Below are 15,010 nucleotides of genomic sequence, written 5' to 3'. Positions count from 1 at the left end.
ATGAGCTTGCCGGCGCAGATACCGCTCGATCTCGGGCACCGGACGGCGATGGGCTGCGAGGATTTCCTCGTCGCACCCAGCAACGCCGATGCCGTGGCGTGGCTGGACCGCTGGCCGTCCTGGCCCGCCCCGGCGCTGACGCTGTACGGACCCGCCGGCTGCGGCAAGACCCACCTGTCCCAGGTCTGGCGCGCCCGCAGCCATGCCCTGGTGACCCGCGGCGATGCCCTCGAGTCGGCAACGGTGCCGTCCCTGCTGGCCCCCGCCAATGCGGTGGTCGTCGAGGATGCCGACATGGTTGCCGGCAGGCCGGAGCGGGAACAGGCGCTGTTCCATCTCTACAACCTCGCCCGCGAACAGCAGGGCCATCTTCTGCTGCTGTCGCGCAAGGCGCCGTCGCACTGGCGGACGAAACTTCCCGACCTGCGGTCGCGCATCAAGGGCGCGCCGGCGGTCGAGGTCCGGCCGCCCGACGACGCGCTGCTCGCCGCGGTTCTGGTCAAGCTGTTCGCCGACCGCCAGTTGCGGCCGGGGATGGAGGTCATCACCTATCTTCTGGCGCGGATGGAGCGGTCGCTCGATTTCGCCCGCCGTCTGGTGGCGGCGCTGGACCATGCGTCGCTGGCGGCCCATCGTGGCGTGACCGTGCCGTTGGCCCGGGAAGTCCTTTCGGAACTGCAACGGACGGAACCGCAACGATCCGGTTCCAAAACGACCCTCTGATACCGACAAGGGAAGAGACGACCATGGATTTGGGTATCGCCGGCCGCCGCGCCATCGTCTGCGCCGCCAGCAAGGGGCTGGGCCGCGCCTGCGCCTTCGCGCTGGCCCGTGAGGGCGTCCATGTCACCCTGACCGCCCGCAACGCCGATGCGCTGGAGGCGACCGCCGAGGAGATCCGCAAGGCGACCGGCGTCACCGTCACCACCGCCGCCGGAGACATCTCGACGGAGGAGGGGCGGGCGGCGGCGCTGGCCGCCTGCCCGGAGCCGGACATCCTGATCAACAACGCGGGCGGTCCGCCGCCGGGCGACTTCCACGACTGGGACCGCGAGGATTGGATCCGCGCGCTGGACGCCAACATGCTGACGCCGATCTTCCTGATCAAGGCGACGGTGGACGGCATGATGTCCCGGGGGTTCGGCCGGATCGTCAACATCACCTCGGCCGCCGTGAAGGCGCCGATCCCGATTCTGGGCCTGTCCAACGGTGCCCGCACCGGTCTGACCGGCTTCGTCGCCGGTTTGTCGCGCCAGACGGTGAAGCACAACGTCACCATCAACAACCTGCTGCCCGGCCCCTTCGAGACCGACCGCCTGCGCAAGACGATGGAAGGCGGTGCCAAGGCCGGTGGACGCAGCATCGACGAAGAGATGGAGCTGCGCCGCAAGTCGAATCCCTCCGGCCGATTCGGCGATCCGGAGGAATTCGGGGCTGCCTGTGCCTTCCTTTGTGCCGCAAGCTCGGGTTTCATGACTGGGCAGAACATCCTTTTGGATGGCGGAGCCTTTCCCGGCACGATGTAACCTGCGGTACCAGGGCACGGTTGACCGCCGCGTCTCAAGTTTGTCTCTCCAATTCGCAATAAAATCCGCCCATCGTCACAGGTCATTAAGAAACGGCAACGGGAAGGGGCGCTCCAGCATCGGCTTGGGCACCGCTTCCCCGGTCCGCCGGTCGGCAAAACGCGGCAGTGCCGCGGCGACCGGACAACGGCTTTTGCGAGCCACTGGCACAGGAACGATGAGCATGCAGCAGAGTGTGGCGGCCCCCGCGGTCTACACCGACCTTGGCCGCGTCATGGAAAGCATCACCCGGCGCTTCCTTGACGTGCTTCGGATGGAACTGGCCCGCATCGGCGTGACCGACCTCAGCCCGACACAGGCGCTGATGCTGCTGCACATAGGCACCGAGGAGCTGTCTGTCCGCGATCTGCTGGAGCGCGGCTATTATCTGGGCTCCAACGCGTCCTACAATCTGAAGCATCTGGTGGAGGCGGGCTATGTCGACCGCAGCCCGTCCCAGCGCGACCGGCGGGCAGCCCGGCTCAAGCTGTCCGCCCAGGGGCTGGCCGCCTGCGAAGCGCTGAAGAAGCTGGAAGCGACGCGCGCCGACACCTTTCTGCGCACCGACAGCGACGGTGCCGACTTCGAAACCACCTATCGCACGCTGCGCCGGCTGGAGCGCGCTTGGACCGACCTGATCCGCTACGACGACGCCGATCCGGCCTGACAGAGTCCTGCATTCGATACGTAACTTTCTACCTCCTGTCCGTTCGATCTGTGTCCAGAATGGAACACCCGAGTCCGTAACAGGAACATAGACGGAACTGACCGATTGATGTTCCTTGTCCGTTCTGATAGCTCTATCAGAACAAGACACGAACGATGGAGGTTGGCATGTCGGTTCTGGCTTTCCTGCGTGAATGCATGACCCTCGCCTTTTTCCTGGCGGTGCTCTACGGCTGGGCCACGGTCGGGCCGATTCTGATCGGCTGAGGATGGCCGGGATGCGCCCGAGGGTTTCGGGGGCGCATCCCTTCGAAAGAGGTCCCCAAAGGGGGAATGCCGCGTCGGTATTATATCCGAAATCCCAGCCCACCCCGGCCGGCGCAGCGCTTACATCGGGAACACGCGGACCCGTCCCTGGCCCATTCGAGAAGCCGAAAGGGGGCCGGTTCCGCGAACGCCGACAACGCGTGGGGATTGGGACGGATGCGGAATTTCTTTCGAAAGCGTCGTTCGGCCGCTGTGGCCGACGAGCGCATGCCGGCTGCCGGTGGCGGCCTTGGTAATCCGGGCATCACCGGTGGCGGCCTTGGTTCGAACCCGCTGACCGGCGGGCCGGGCATGGGTGGACCGGGCATGGGCGGTCCCGGCGTCGCGGGGCCTGGAATGGGCAATGCCGGTGCCGGTGGCCTTTCCAATGGACCGGGATTCGCCCGGCCCGGTGGGGCTCACCTGCGTCCGGTGGACAGCAACATGGGCGGCGGCATCGGTGGCCGTGCCGGCTTCGAAGCGATGCGCGGTCCGGCCGCGCCGCGGCTGCCCGATATCATCGACAACGAGGCCACCGGCGACCGCCGCGGCCATATGTTCCCGCAGCCGGGCGGCCAGGATGCCGAGGGCGAACACGACCTGCCGCGCTTCACCATGTCGGTCAACGGCGGCTATCGTGGCGGCATGGGTGCCAATGCGCCGGCCATGCTGAAGGGCCTGACGCCGGAACTGAACGGCCTGCTGCGCGAAGCTTTCACGCCGACCCGGCCGAAGCAGCAACTGAACGGCCTGTTCATCGGCCGCAACGACACGCTGCGCCGCATCATCTCGGCCATCGAGGAGGAGCGGGCGCACGTCATCCTTTATGGCGACCGCGGCCGCGGAAAGACCTCCGTCGCCAACGCGATCGAGAAGATCGCCGGGCAGGCGGGCTATCTGTCGCTGAAGCTGACCTGCAGCGGCGAACTGAGTTTCGAGGACATCTTCAGGCACTTCCTGAAGAAGATTCCGTCGACCTATTACCGTTCCGCGCTCGACAATCCGTTCGCGGCGCGGCGCAACTTCGCCAGCCTGAATGAGCTGCTGCCGGACGGCACCTTCAGCGTCACCGAGCTGAACGAGGTTCTGTCGGGCATCCACGCCACCCATGTGCTGCTGATCCTTGACGAGTACGACCGCGTCCAGGACGAGGATTTCCGCAACAAGCTGGCGGAGCTGTTCAAGAACCTGACCGACAGCTCGATCCCGGTCACCCTGCTGGTGGTTGGCGTCGCCGAGAATCTCGACCAGCTGCTGGGCAAGCACCCGTCGATCCAGCGCTCGCTGGTTCCGGTTCATCTGCCGCTGATGACCGATCAGGAAATCGGCCGGCTGATCCAGGCCGGTGCGCAGAATGCCGGCATCGAGTTCGCTCCCGACGTGGTGCGGCGGATCGCGGAGTTCGTGCGTGGCCTGCCCTATTACGCCCAGCTTCTCGGCCTGCATGCGGCGCGCAGCGCCGTCAGCCGCGGAAGCAAGCTGGTGGAGCGGCCGGATCTGGCCTATGCCGTCGCCCGCTGCCTGCAGGAAGCCGAGCGCGGCATCGTCGAGAGCTACGCCCGTGCGCTGGCCGCCGACCGCCGGGCCGAGCTGGAGGACGCGCTGCTGGCTACGGCGCTGTGTCCGGCCGATGCCTATGGCGTGTTCGATCCCAACGATCTGGCTGGTGACAGCGGAGAACTGCCGAGCGCCTCGACGCTAGACCTGCTGAAGCGTCTGACGCGGGAGGACCATGGCGGCGTCCTAGCCCCGGTGGTCGAGCCGGGACTTGAGCGCTACCGCTTCCGCAACCAGATGATGCGCCAATATGTCCTGATGCGTCAGGCCAGCGAGCGCGGCCAGATCTGATCCATCCCCGATCAGGCCGTCCTTCGGCCCTTCCCCGGCGACGGGGGAGGGCCACTCTTTCATGGTGGACCCTTTTGCACGACGGGTCTTTTGGCAGGCGGTGAGGCGTTACAGGAACGCCGCCCGCCGCTGGCCGCTGGCCTTCTGCCACGCCCATTCGACCACGACGCTCAGCAGCCGCTCCAGCGACGGCTTCACCTCTGCCGCCAGCGCCGGGCGGAAGTGATAGGGGGTGTCCTCGTCCATGTAGGTAGACTGGGTCAGCTCCAGCTGGATAGCGTGGATGTTCTCTTCCGGCTGGCCATAGCTGCGGATGATGTAACCGCCGCGCAGGCGGCCGTTCAGCGCGGCTGAATAGCGCTCCGATGCCGAAAGTACGTTCATCAGCCGGACGACCAGCGGCTGGGCGGCGCTGCTGCCATCGCCGGTGCCCAGGTTGAAGTCGGGCAGGGTGCCGTCGAAGAAGCGCGGAACCGTGCTGCGCACCGAATGGGCGTCGAATAGGATCGCCACCCCGTAGCGGTCGCGCAAGGCGCGCAGCTCGCTGCGCATCTGCTCATGATACGGACGCCAATAGGCGCCGACCCGCCGCTCGATCTCCGCACGGCTGGGCTCCAGTCCCGGTCGATAGATCGGGGCGCGGTCGAACGTCGTCAGGGGGCAGATTTCGGTGGGGTCTTGCCCCGGCTGCGGCACGATGCCGTCGGGATCGCGGTTGAGGTCCACCACATAACGCGAGCACAGCGCCGTCAGGAAACCGATTCCGAGTGCGGGGGAGAAGTGGTACAACCGGTCCAGATGGCGGTCGACGTCGGGCTGCGCCAGTCCCTCCGGCGTCATCGTTGCGGCGATGTCCGGCGGAATCATGGTCCCGACATGCGGAATGCTGAGCAGGACCGGGGTTTCGCCCGGCTGGAAGCGGAAGGTTTCCATGGCTCGTCTCGTCATCGGAACGGCTTGCGCCGCACTGTGTGCAGTGCGGCAGGGGCAGCGGTGGGACTATGACGGGCGGTGCCGCACCCCGTCAAACAGATTGCGTTTTTTTGAAAGGATGGGGATGCCGGGTTGGTGGAAACCTGTCCTTACGCGTTCCATTTCCTGCTGCGCCCGGCAGAATTGCCGGTTGACCTTGAACTGCGCTTGCCGGAGACTTTCGCGCAATCGGCGACCGCCCAACAGAAGGCGTCGCCCCGCACCGGACAAAGCTGTTCCTCGGATAGTTCCCAGGCGACCGGACAAAAGACTTCGACAACACACGGCGCCCCGATTTCGCAGCCCCGGTGACGAAGCAACGCAGCAGGGGAGAAGCGACCATGACCACCGCCACCCGTCTTGGCACGGCCATGCCCGGCCGGCGCCAGATTCTGTTGCCGCTTGCGCTCGCCCCCGTCGCCGGTTGGGCCGTTTGGGCCGCCGGAGCGCCGGAGGCGCCGAGCCATCCCGCCGGACCCTTCCATCTGCCGCTGGACGAGTCCACGGCGATCTGGCGCGACCTCGGCGCCGTGCGGATGGGCGGTCTGACCGGCGATCCGCAATTTCCGGTGAAGGTGTCGGCGTTGGATGGCCGGCCGGTCACCGTGCGCGGCTTCATGGTGCCGCTGACCGACGGCGCCAGCCACAACCGCTTCATCCTGTCGGCCAATCCGATGGGCTGTCCCGCCTGCGAAAGCCCAGGGCCGGCGACCATGATGCATGTCCACACATCCATCGCCCTGCCGGCGACGCGGGAACCGCTGACCCTGACCGGAACCTTGTGGTTGCGCCCGCAGGAAGGTCTGTTCTACCGCCTGGACCGCGCCGAGCAGCGCTGGGCCTGAGCCACGCGGCCGATTTCCGCGAGCGGCGGCCATGACGGTGGCCGCCGCCCGGATGGGCGCGCTGTCGATGGCGGCGGCCCTGCTTCTCTATGGTGGCCTCAGCGTGCCGGCGCCCCCGGCCCTGCGAGGGGTGGAACTGTCCATTGGCCTTCTGATCCTGCTGTCGATCGGCTGGAAATGGCCGCTGGCGGTGGCGAGCGGCCATGCGCTGCGGATACCCCCCAGCACTGGATGGATGCCGGTGGCGATTGCGGCATTCGCCTGGCTGTTCTGGGTGTCGTTGCTGCGCGGGGCGGTGCTGGGGTGGGACGCGGTCGATATCCTGCGCGACGTCGTTCCTCTCCTGTACCTGTTCCTTCCCGTGCTTCTGGTGCCGGTGCTGCGCGCCGCAGGGCGAACCGCCGTGCGGGCGTTGGCCGGTGGGCTTGGCATTGCCGGCCTGCTGCTGGCCTTGCGCTGGTGGCGGCAGGCGGAGTGGGGGTTCGGCGCCATCGGACAGCGGGCGATGGCCGACGGTGGCGCTTATTTGCTCAATGCGCCTGCGGTGCTGTTCGCTGCCGTGGTCCTGCCGGCAACGGCCTTGTCGCTGGTCGGCATCGGCGGCCGGTTCCGCTGGTGGCTCGCCGCGATCCCCTGCGCCGTCGGTGGAGCTCTCTGCCTTGCCGCGCTGGCCGGAGCGGTCCACCGCACCGCGCTGGGGTTGGCGCTGCTGTCGCTGGCGGTGATCGCCCTGTGGTGGGCACGGCGGCAGGCGTGGCTGGCCTTGCCTCTGCTGATCGGTCTGGGGCTGGCGGTTGCCGTCGGTGGGGATGCGCTGGTCGGAGCGTGGCAGCAGGCGGCGGAGAAGACGCGGCTGACCGGGATCAATGCCCGGTGGGAAGAGGCGGCGGCGGTGATCGAGCATGCCGTCGCCTCTCCCTGGGCACTGCTGTTCGGTGACGGCTGGGGCGCACGGATCGCCAATCCGGCGGTGGGCGGCTGGCGGGTCAGCTATACCCACACGCTGGCGAGCTACAGCCTGCTGAAGACCGGACTGTGCGGCATGGTGGCGCTGGTGGCCTACCTCGGCGCGCTGGTCAGACCCTGGTGCGGGTTGCTGGCGGCCGATCCGCCGCTGGCCCTGGCGGTGGTGCCGCCGCTGGCGATGGCGCTCTGCCTCCACACCAGCTTTAAGTATCTCGACACCGGCATCATCCTATCTCTGATGCTTTTGGCGGCCGAGTGCAGGAAGGGGTTGTCTGATCCTTAGAGGATCTTCATACTTTCGCGTGTAATTCACGCTTCGGTGCGCCGTGCCGCTCGACCTACCGTCCATCATTTTCATCAACCGGGTGTTCCCGCCCGACCGCGGGGCGACCGGCCGTTGCCTGTCGGATTTGTCCAGGCGAATCGCGGCCGCCGGCTGGCGGGTGACGGTGGTGGCGGATGGCGAGCAGCTCAGCGATGAGGCGCCGAACCGCGCTGTTCCGGATGGGGTCACGCTCATCCGTACCGGCCGCAAGGTTGCGGAGGGTGAGCGGCCCGACACGCGCGCCTATCTCGACTCGCTTTGCCGACTGACGGCTCGGGCCCTGCGCCTGCCACGCCATGACCTCGTCGTGACGATGACCGATCCGCCGATGCTGGCGCTGGCCGGTCCGGTTTTGGCTGCGCGCCATGGTGCGGCATCGCTGCACTGGTGCCAGGATCTTTACCCGGACCTTCTGCCGGTGCTGGGCGTGCGGATGCCGGACCTGCTCCTCCGCGTCGCCGGGCGTGGCATGGCGCGGGCATTGCGGCGGCAGGATGGGGTGATCGCCATCGGGCGCTGCATGCGCGAACGCATCGTCGCGTCCGGCGTGGCGGCGGACCGGGTGACCCTGCTGCCGAACTGGCCCGATCCGGCGATCCGCCCCCTGGAGAAGGCCGGCAACGGCGTCCGCCGCTCGCTGGGGTTGACGGAGGGCGACGGCCGCTTCCTGGTGGCCTATTCCGGAACGCTGGGGCTTGCCCATCCGATGGACGGCGTTCTGGAGGCGGCGGCCCGGCTGCAGCACAGCGATCCATCCGTGATTGTCCTGCTGGTCGGCGAGGGCAGGGGCTTCGCTGCATTGGAAGACGCTGCACGCCGCCGAGGGTTGCGCAACCTGCGCCGGCTTCCCTGGCAGCCTGCCGACCGGCTGGCGGAGTGCCTGTCCGCTGCCGACCTGCATCTGGTGGCGATGGACCCGGCGGCGGAGGGGCTTCTGGTGCCGAGCAAGCTGGCCGGGGTGCAGGCGGCCGGCCGGCCCTGCCTGTTCCTGGGACCGGCCGGAAGCGAGGTGGCGGCCCAGATGGACGGATGCGGCATGGTGATCGACCCGTTCGACGGGGCCGCCATCGCCGAAGCCGTGCGCGCCTATGCCGCCGGCCCTGACCGCTGCGCCGCTGAGGGAGAGCGTGCTGCCAGAAAGGCCGAAGACTGGACGGCCGACCGTGCCGCCGCAGCCTTCGTCGGGTTGGCCGAACGTCTGGTCGAGGCACGCCGTGCCGCTCGGACCCTGTTGGGGAGGCCGTTGCCCCATGCCTGACGGCGTCATCGCCCCGCGTCACCCCCAGCCTCAACCGCATGCCATGACGCTGGCTCTGCCGATGGCCGGAGGGGGGGAGGGCGACCTGCGCAGTTTCGTCCGCACCCTGCGGACCGGCTGGCGCTGGTTGCTTGGCGGCTGGTTGGGCGGTCTGGCGCTGGCGGTGGCGGCTCTGTGGCTGGTGACGCCGGCCTATACTGCGGCAATGGTGATCGGGCCGACGGCCCGGGTCGGCTCCGCCGCGATGGGGGCACGGGTGCCGACGCTCAACGGCCGCGACTCCGCCGGTGTTGCCGAGCCGGGGGCGGGTGATGAATCGCTGTCCGACTTCGCCCGCTATCTTGAACTGTTCGGTTCGGGGCCGGTGGCCGACCGTCTGGCTGCGGACCCCAACATCCTGCGCGCCCTCTTTTCCGAACGCTGGGATGCGGAGGTGGAGCGTTGGCGTCCGCCGCCCGGATTGTTTCCAGCGGTGAAGCGGGCTTTGCTGGCGTCGGTCGGGCGCGAGGATTGGGTTGAGCCGGACGGCGACCGCGTGGCGCGCGCCCTGCGTGATCGGCTGGTTGTCGACATGCTGCGGTCGGGGCCGATGCGGCGGATCACCTTCCGCCATGCCGACCGGGCGATTGCAGTGGAACTGCTCGGGCGGATCGCCGCGGCCACCGACGCCCATCTGCGGGCGGAGGCGGCCCGGCGCAGTGCCGCCCAGATCGCCCACATCAAGCTTCGTCTCGGTGCCGTCACTGTGGCGGAACACCGGCAGGCGCTGAGCGACCTGCTGCTGGATCAAGAGCGGGTGGCGATGATGATCGGCGTCGATCTGCCCTTTGCCGCCGACATGATCCAGCCGCCGGCCGCCGCCACCCTGCCGGACTGGCCGAACCCGGCCGTGGTGATTCCGCTGGCCGGGCTGGTCGGGCTTGTCGCCGCCGGATTCGCCCTATCCGTGTCCCATGCCCTGCGGGAACGGACGACGGAGGTGGGGACGGCGCCATGAGGATGTCCAACATGCCTGCGCCCGCCATGACCGCCATTCCGGTCTCCGTGGTGGTGATGACGCGCAACGAGGCGGCCAACCTGCCGCGTTGCCTGGCGCCGCTCGCCCGATTCGCCGAGTGCTTCGTGGTCGACAGCGGCAGCGATGACGGTACGCCGAACATCGCACGGTCACACGGCGCCCGCCTGATCCCCTTCCGCTGGAATGGCCGCTACCCCAAGAAGAAACAGTGGTGCCTGGATACTCTGCCATTCGCCCATGACTGGGTTCTGTTCGTCGATGCCGACGAGCGGCTGACAGCGGAACTGGTTGAGGAGATCGCCCGGCTGATGGCGGCTGGCCCTGCCTGCGCGGCTTACTGGATCGACGGCAGGCCGGTCATCCGCGGCCGGCGACTGCGTTTCGGCTGCTGGAATCGCAAGCTCGCTCTGCTGGACCGTCGGCGCGCGCTCTTTCCCGATCAGCCCGACCTGGATATCGCCGCGATGTGGGAGGTGGAGGGGCACTACCAGCCGCAGGTGGCCGGTACGATCGGCCGGCTTCGCCACCCGATGGACCATGAGGATGCCAAGCCGCTCTCGGCCTGGTTCGACCGTCACAACCGCTATTCCGATTGGGAGGCGGCGATTCGTGCCGACGGTCGGATGGAGCGGCTGATAACGGGTGAACCGGATGGCGGCTCCAGCGCCTTTCCCAGCCTCCGCGTCCTCCTTGGCCGGCGCATGCAGAAGCGGCTTTTCCAGCGCTTGCCGGGCCGGCCGCTCTTGGCATTTCTGCATGCCTATGTGCTGCGCCTTGGCGCCCTCGATGGCGCAGCCGGGCTCGACCACGCGCTGGCACGCGCGTTCTACTATTGGCAGGTCGGGCTCAAGATGCGGTCGGCAGCAATAGGACCGGGAGCGTTCGACCGTTTCCCGGCCATCCGCGCCGCCTCCGAGTCTGTCCGGACCGACCGTCCGGCCGGCGACCCTTATTCTTCGAGCAGCGCGATCCGGTCGCCGCCCAGCGCCTTGAGCAGGTCGAAGGTCCGCTTGCGCACACCCGGATCCTCGATCCGGTAATAGGCGCGCACCAGTTCCAGCGTCTCGCGGCGAGCCATCGATTCGAACTCGTCCGTCTCGCTCATCGCCTCGGACGGGACTTCGGCGGCAATCTGGTCGGGCGACGGCATGTCGTCGAAGAAGTAGCTGACCGGCACACCGAGAACCTGGGAGAGATTGTAAAGGCGGCTGGCGCTGATGCGGTTCGACCCACGCTCGTATTTCTGGAGCTGCTGGAAGGTGATCCCAACCGCTTCGCCCAGCTTCTCCTGGCTCAGGCCAAGCAGGGTCCGGCGAAGCCGCAGGCGGGCTCCGACATGGATGTCGATGGGGTTGGGACCTTCGCCGCGGCGCGACAGGGTGTGGGCGGGGGCGAGTTTGGTTTTGGTCGCGCTCATAAGTCGTACCTCGAAAGGAAAGCCAGAGGGAAGGCGCCGCGAGAATGCTTAGTTCAGAAAGTAAATTCTATGCAACCATTTGTGCGTATCAACGGTCCGTTTGGGTGGAAGGGGGAGGAAGAGAGCGAAAGACATTAAATTTCAGGGCATCGGAAACGTAATTTCGCGTATAGAGCGGGAAGGTAATGACGTAATGCCAGTGCGACTCGTTGAGCCATTGCGATCATTGCCGCGTGTGCGGTGCCATGGCCGAAATGCCGTTGTCGAATCGCTGTCTGCTCATGCCGGCCAGCGGTTGCGTCGCGCTGCGACAGGCCTCCGGCCGCGAACAGACAGACCGGCCAGTGCAGCCGCTCGGCTCGTCCGCGCTTCAGCACCGACAAGGTGAAGTCATAGTCGGCCGCGATCCGGTACCCGGAGTCGAAGCGCAGCCCTGCCAACGCGGTCACAGAATAAATCATCGCCTGATGGTGGGTGAACATGCCCAGCGATGCCCAGCGGTGGGAGCGGGCACGCTTCAGCAGGATACGTCCGTCACCCAGCCGTTCCAGCGCATCGCCATAGAGAAGGGCGCAGTCGGGATGCCGGGCAATCGCTTGCAAAAGCCGCTTGCCGCTGTCCGACCCAGCCAGCCGGTCGCCGGCATTCAGGAATAGCACATGGCTGCAGCCCAGCCGGCCCGCGGCGGCGAGCGCATCGTTCATCGCATCGTACAGTCCCGAGTCGCGGGCTGAGCGCCACCACAGCGGGACATTGGCATGGCCCATCAGCCATTCCGCCGTTCCGTCGGTGGAGGCGCCGTCGGCGACCAGCCAGACGATACCGGCACCGAGCTGCCCGCGCAGGCTGTCATAGGTGTCGACCAATCCGGCGCAGTCGTCGCGGACCACGGTCAGGACGCCGAGTCGGAGCGGGGCGGGCGCCGTCATCGTGTGATCACCGAAATCGACGCTGCCGTAATCGCCAGCTGGCTCAGGATGTTGCCGATGGCCTTGGTGGCGTCCAGCCCGTCGAAGGGACGGGGGTCGCGCGGCACCACCAGAATCGATCCGGGCGGGATAACGTCCACCCGATGGTTCCACGAGGACAGCGCCAGTGGCCGAGCCCGGCCGTCCGGCAGGACCAGGAAACTGCGGCCGGTGTCGGCATCGCGGGTCGGACCGCCCGCCTCGTTCAGGTAATCCTCAGCACCCTTGCCGCTGACGAACTGCGCCGCGGTCGGATGCAGAACCTCGCCCGACACTGCCACGGTCAGCGGTCGCTTCGGGATCACGATCCGGTCATCGGGCTCCAGAAGCGGGTCGAGAGCCGGCCGGCTGCGCAGGACAGCCGGGTCCGCTTCCACCACCACGCGGCCGAGCGGCTCGGCCGCGCGGAGTTGGGCGGCGAGCTGGCGGGCCAGCGCGACATTCTCCGCCTTCACCGGTTCGCCCTTCTCCACCTCCAGAGCCAGCGTGCGCTCCAACTCGCGCGCTTGCAGCTGGAACTGCTCCCTCTCGCGGCGGCGTTCGCTCTCGCGGGTCAGCACGGCTCCTGCCGGATAGGCGTCGTCGATCAGGCCGCCGGCCCGCGCGATCAGGGAGGACAGCGTCTCGCCGCGGCCGATGTCGTAGCGGCCGGGACGGCGCACCGCCCCTTCGATGGCGACCGCGCGCGCCTCCAGCGCCTGCGGGCGCGGGTTGATCCGCAGCGCATCGCCGGGGCCGATTCTGCGGGCGCCGTCGCGGGTCAGGTCGATGGCGCTGCGTGTGCCGTTGGCGGCGGTCAGTTCCGCCACCGTGGGGTCGGCGTCGGTGGACAGCCCACCTGCCGCAGCGACCAGGGCCGCCAGCGGCGTTAGGTCGGCGACCGGATAGCCGCCGGGATCGCGCACGGCGCCGCGCAGTTGGACGGTTCGCTCCCCAATCACCGTGACGATGGCCGGATCGAGCAGGGCCGCCAGCATCGGCGGTTCGGACTCGTCGTCCGCCTTGCTGTCCACCTTCGATTCGGCGGGCTTCACCAGGCCGCGGATGTCGTCGGTGGCGAACAGGTGAATGCGGTCTCCGTCGCTCAGGGCGCGGTCGGCACGTCCGGCAGCCACCTCCTGCGGGGAAAACGGCAGATAGGCGCGGGTCAACGTCCGCCGGTCATAGCGTTCGACGATGCCAAGCAGCGGATACACGTCGCGTTTCAGCGCCTTGCCCTCCGCCAGCGCCTGGCGCAGCGTGGCCCCTACCGGCAACCGGCGGGTGCCGGGCCGGCGGACATGGCCGATCAGCTCATATTGAGACGCTTCCGATTCGACGATGGTCTCGCGCGCGCCGGCGCTCTCCGCTCCATCGGCCACGGGATAGAAACCGGGCCGCGGCGCACCGGTCAGCCGCAGAACCGAGTGGCGCAGGGCCAGCGGCAGCAAATCCGGCACCGTCGAGAACAGGGGCGGGCAGGGAGTGCGGGAACCGGTCAGAGTGGCGGCGGCGTGCGCCTGCGGGCCGGTGGCGAGGGGACCGGCCGGCTCCGCCGCCAGGATGCGGGCCAGCGCGACCAGACCGGGGCAGGCATTCTGCGGCGGCTGGCGTTCGCCGCGCAGCAGGGCCAGCACCGCCTCCGACGTCAGGAAATCGACGTCCGCAGTCCCCAGGACATAGAGCGTGTCGCCGTCCGAAAGCTGCCGGCGGTCGCGTCCATTCAGAACGGCCGACAGGTCGACCGGCCGCAGGCTGCGCGCTGCCGTGGCAGGGGCGGTGCTTTCCAGGGCGGCGAAGGGAAAATAGGCCGATGGGCGCAGGTCCGCACGGGAAATCAGTCCGGACAAGGATTTAGCCCGGGTCAGCGCGCGTGGGCCGGGACGCAGCACATGTCCGTCGAGCCGGACCTCGCCGCGGCGGTCTTCCCGTTCCGGCGCGATCAGCAGCAGGTCGCCGTCACCGAACTGCTTGGCGTCGGGGTCGGCGATCTCCTCCGCCGTTTCCTCGCCCGACGGCCCGATGCCGAATCGCACAAGCCGGCCGCGACCGGGCCGCAGCGCGCCACCGGCGAGGTCGCGCATCTCCGACGCCGACAAGCGGCCGCCATCCGGCGGCAGTTCGTAGATGCCCGGCCGCTTCACCGGTCCGGCAATCGCGACGGTGGCGCCGAGCGGCGGGACGAACAGACGGTCACCGTCACGCAACGGCATATCCGCGTTGCCGGTGGCACCGGCGATTTGCAGGGCATAGAGGTCGACCATGACCGCACCGCCGGGCCGCATCAGCCTGACCGCCCGCAGGCTGCCGCCACGATCCACACCACCGGCGGCCGACAGCGCATCGAGCACGGTGGCGAAAGCGCTGATCTCCTGCCGGCCGGGGCGGCGGACGGCGCCGGTGACCAGCACGCCGATTCGCCGCACCTCCGCCAGCGAGGCGAAGGCATCGGTGCTGGGCCAGGTGGCGGCGACGGTGGCGGCCAGGTCGCGTCGCAGGGCGTCCAGCGTCAGGCCGGCAGCCGTCAACGGCCGCAGATCGTCCACCACCAGTTGGCCGTTTCGGTCGACGGTGAAGCGTTTGCTGAAGGATTTCTGGCCGCGCAGGGTGACCAGAACGGTATCGCCGGTGTTCAGGACATAGTCGCCCTGGATGGCGCCGGGCGCGGCCTCGGCCGCCGAAACCGCATCGGCGGTCAAGGCGAACAGGTCATAGCCGAACTGGCGCAACGGCTCTCCCGCACGGGTGGAGAAGGCCGTCTCCAGGGGGGAGTCCGTCGATGCCAACTGAGGCCGCGGCAATGGTGGATCGCCCCGCGCAGGCCCGGCGGCCGACACGGCGCACGCCCACAGAATCAACGCCGCCCCGGGCGCAATT

The 15,010-nt window shown here is 68.3% G+C and carries 13 protein-coding genes; 9 read left to right on the top strand and 4 right to left on the bottom strand.

Annotated elements, in window-relative coordinates; all coding sequences use genetic code 11:
* The 4 genes from ABNQ39_RS05550 (at position 1) to ABNQ39_RS05535 (ending at position 4,385) form a co-directional block, all read left to right on the top strand.
* Positions 1-723, top strand: coding sequence for an HdaA/DnaA family protein (locus ABNQ39_RS05550; RefSeq protein WP_376959409.1), 723 nt, complete (start codon positions 1-3; stop codon positions 721-723).
* Positions 724-746: 23 nt separating this feature from the next.
* Entirely contained in the window at positions 747-1,526 is a 780-nt protein-coding gene (locus tag ABNQ39_RS05545) for an SDR family oxidoreductase (RefSeq protein ID WP_174474253.1), read from the top strand.
* Between the two features lie 223 nt (positions 1,527-1,749).
* On the top strand, positions 1,750-2,232 hold the full coding sequence (locus tag ABNQ39_RS05540; protein WP_376959408.1) for a MarR family winged helix-turn-helix transcriptional regulator: 483 nt from the start codon (positions 1,750-1,752) through the stop codon (positions 2,230-2,232).
* 482 nt (positions 2,233-2,714) lie between these two features.
* A complete protein-coding gene (locus ABNQ39_RS05535; RefSeq protein ID WP_376959407.1) occupies positions 2,715-4,385 on the top strand; it encodes an ATP-binding protein in 1,671 nt (556 codons plus the stop codon).
* A 108-nt stretch (positions 4,386-4,493) separates the two neighbouring features.
* Here the strand turns inward: ABNQ39_RS05535 and hutG are convergent, their stop codons facing one another.
* Positions 4,494-5,318 (bottom strand): N-formylglutamate deformylase, encoded by an 825-nt coding sequence (gene hutG, locus ABNQ39_RS05530; protein ID WP_376959406.1) that lies wholly within the window; start codon positions 5,316-5,318, stop codon positions 4,494-4,496.
* A 380-nt stretch (positions 5,319-5,698) separates the two neighbouring features.
* Here hutG and ABNQ39_RS05525 point away from each other — a divergent pair, with 380 nt between their 5' ends.
* The 5 genes from ABNQ39_RS05525 to ABNQ39_RS05505 are packed head-to-tail and all read left to right on the top strand — an operon-like array spanning position 5,699 to position 10,809.
* Positions 5,699-6,202, top strand: a complete 504-nt coding sequence (locus tag ABNQ39_RS05525; RefSeq protein WP_376959405.1) for a hypothetical protein — start codon at positions 5,699-5,701, stop codon at positions 6,200-6,202.
* A 31-nt stretch (positions 6,203-6,233) separates the two neighbouring features.
* Positions 6,234-7,451, top strand: a complete 1,218-nt coding sequence (locus ABNQ39_RS05520) for a hypothetical protein (protein WP_376959404.1) — start codon at positions 6,234-6,236, stop codon at positions 7,449-7,451.
* A gap of 43 nt (positions 7,452-7,494) precedes the next feature.
* Positions 7,495-8,751 (top strand): glycosyltransferase family 4 protein, encoded by a 1,257-nt coding sequence (locus ABNQ39_RS05515; protein WP_376959403.1) that lies wholly within the window; start codon positions 7,495-7,497, stop codon positions 8,749-8,751.
* Positions 8,744-9,748, top strand: a complete 1,005-nt coding sequence (locus tag ABNQ39_RS05510; protein ID WP_376959402.1) for a hypothetical protein — start codon at positions 8,744-8,746, stop codon at positions 9,746-9,748. Before ABNQ39_RS05515 ends, ABNQ39_RS05510 begins: the two co-directional genes overlap by 8 nt.
* A gap of 11 nt (positions 9,749-9,759) precedes the next feature.
* Positions 9,760-10,809 carry a glycosyltransferase family 2 protein gene (locus ABNQ39_RS05505; protein WP_376959401.1) on the top strand — a complete coding sequence of 350 codons (1,050 nt, stop codon included), beginning with the start codon at positions 9,760-9,762 and terminating at the stop codon, positions 10,807-10,809.
* Here ABNQ39_RS05505 and ABNQ39_RS05500 read toward each other — a convergent pair.
* The 3 genes from ABNQ39_RS05500 to ABNQ39_RS05490 all read right to left on the bottom strand — a co-directional run bounded on the left by ABNQ39_RS05500 (position 10,719) and on the right by ABNQ39_RS05490 (position 14,919).
* Complete coding sequence (locus ABNQ39_RS05500; RefSeq protein WP_098739736.1) at positions 10,719-11,186, bottom strand: helix-turn-helix domain-containing protein; 468 nt, start codon at positions 11,184-11,186, stop codon at positions 10,719-10,721. The two genes, ABNQ39_RS05505 and ABNQ39_RS05500, sit on opposite strands and share 91 nt — an antisense overlap.
* A gap of 134 nt (positions 11,187-11,320) precedes the next feature.
* Positions 11,321-12,115, bottom strand: coding sequence for a colanic acid biosynthesis glycosyl transferase (locus tag ABNQ39_RS05495; protein ID WP_376959400.1), 795 nt, complete (start codon positions 12,113-12,115; stop codon positions 11,321-11,323).
* Positions 12,112-14,919 (bottom strand): SLBB domain-containing protein, encoded by a 2,808-nt coding sequence (locus tag ABNQ39_RS05490; protein WP_376959399.1) that lies wholly within the window; start codon positions 14,917-14,919, stop codon positions 12,112-12,114. The genes ABNQ39_RS05495 and ABNQ39_RS05490 overlap by 4 nt, the downstream gene beginning before the upstream one ends.
* Positions 14,920-15,010: the final 91 nt, after the last annotated feature.

The sequence above is a fragment of the Azospirillum sp. A26 genome (genome assembly GCF_042604635.1).
Classification (GTDB): domain Bacteria; phylum Pseudomonadota; class Alphaproteobacteria; order Azospirillales; family Azospirillaceae; genus Azospirillum; species Azospirillum palustre.
This window is presented reverse-complemented; position numbering and strand designations above follow the sequence as displayed.

Coding starts and splice junctions, on each gene's coding strand:
- ABNQ39_RS05545 (WP_174474253.1), top strand. CDS start 747: ATGGATTTGGGTATCGCCGGCCGCCGCGCCATCGTCTGCGCCGCCAGC.
- ABNQ39_RS05510 (WP_376959402.1), top strand. CDS start 8,744: ATGCCTGACGGCGTCATCGCCCCGCGTCACCCCCAGCCTCAACCGCAT.
- hutG (WP_376959406.1), bottom strand. CDS start 5,318: ATGGAAACCTTCCGCTTCCAGCCGGGCGAAACCCCGGTCCTGCTCAGC.
- ABNQ39_RS05505 (WP_376959401.1), top strand. CDS start 9,760: ATGCCTGCGCCCGCCATGACCGCCATTCCGGTCTCCGTGGTGGTGATG.
- ABNQ39_RS05495 (WP_376959400.1), bottom strand. CDS start 12,115: ATGACGGCGCCCGCCCCGCTCCGACTCGGCGTCCTGACCGTGGTCCGC.
- ABNQ39_RS05535 (WP_376959407.1), top strand. CDS start 2,715: ATGCGGAATTTCTTTCGAAAGCGTCGTTCGGCCGCTGTGGCCGACGAG.
- ABNQ39_RS05500 (WP_098739736.1), bottom strand. CDS start 11,186: ATGAGCGCGACCAAAACCAAACTCGCCCCCGCCCACACCCTGTCGCGC.
- ABNQ39_RS05520 (WP_376959404.1), top strand. CDS start 6,234: ATGACGGTGGCCGCCGCCCGGATGGGCGCGCTGTCGATGGCGGCGGCC.
- ABNQ39_RS05525 (WP_376959405.1), top strand. CDS start 5,699: ATGACCACCGCCACCCGTCTTGGCACGGCCATGCCCGGCCGGCGCCAG.
- ABNQ39_RS05540 (WP_376959408.1), top strand. CDS start 1,750: ATGCAGCAGAGTGTGGCGGCCCCCGCGGTCTACACCGACCTTGGCCGC.
- ABNQ39_RS05550 (WP_376959409.1), top strand. CDS start 1: ATGAGCTTGCCGGCGCAGATACCGCTCGATCTCGGGCACCGGACGGCG.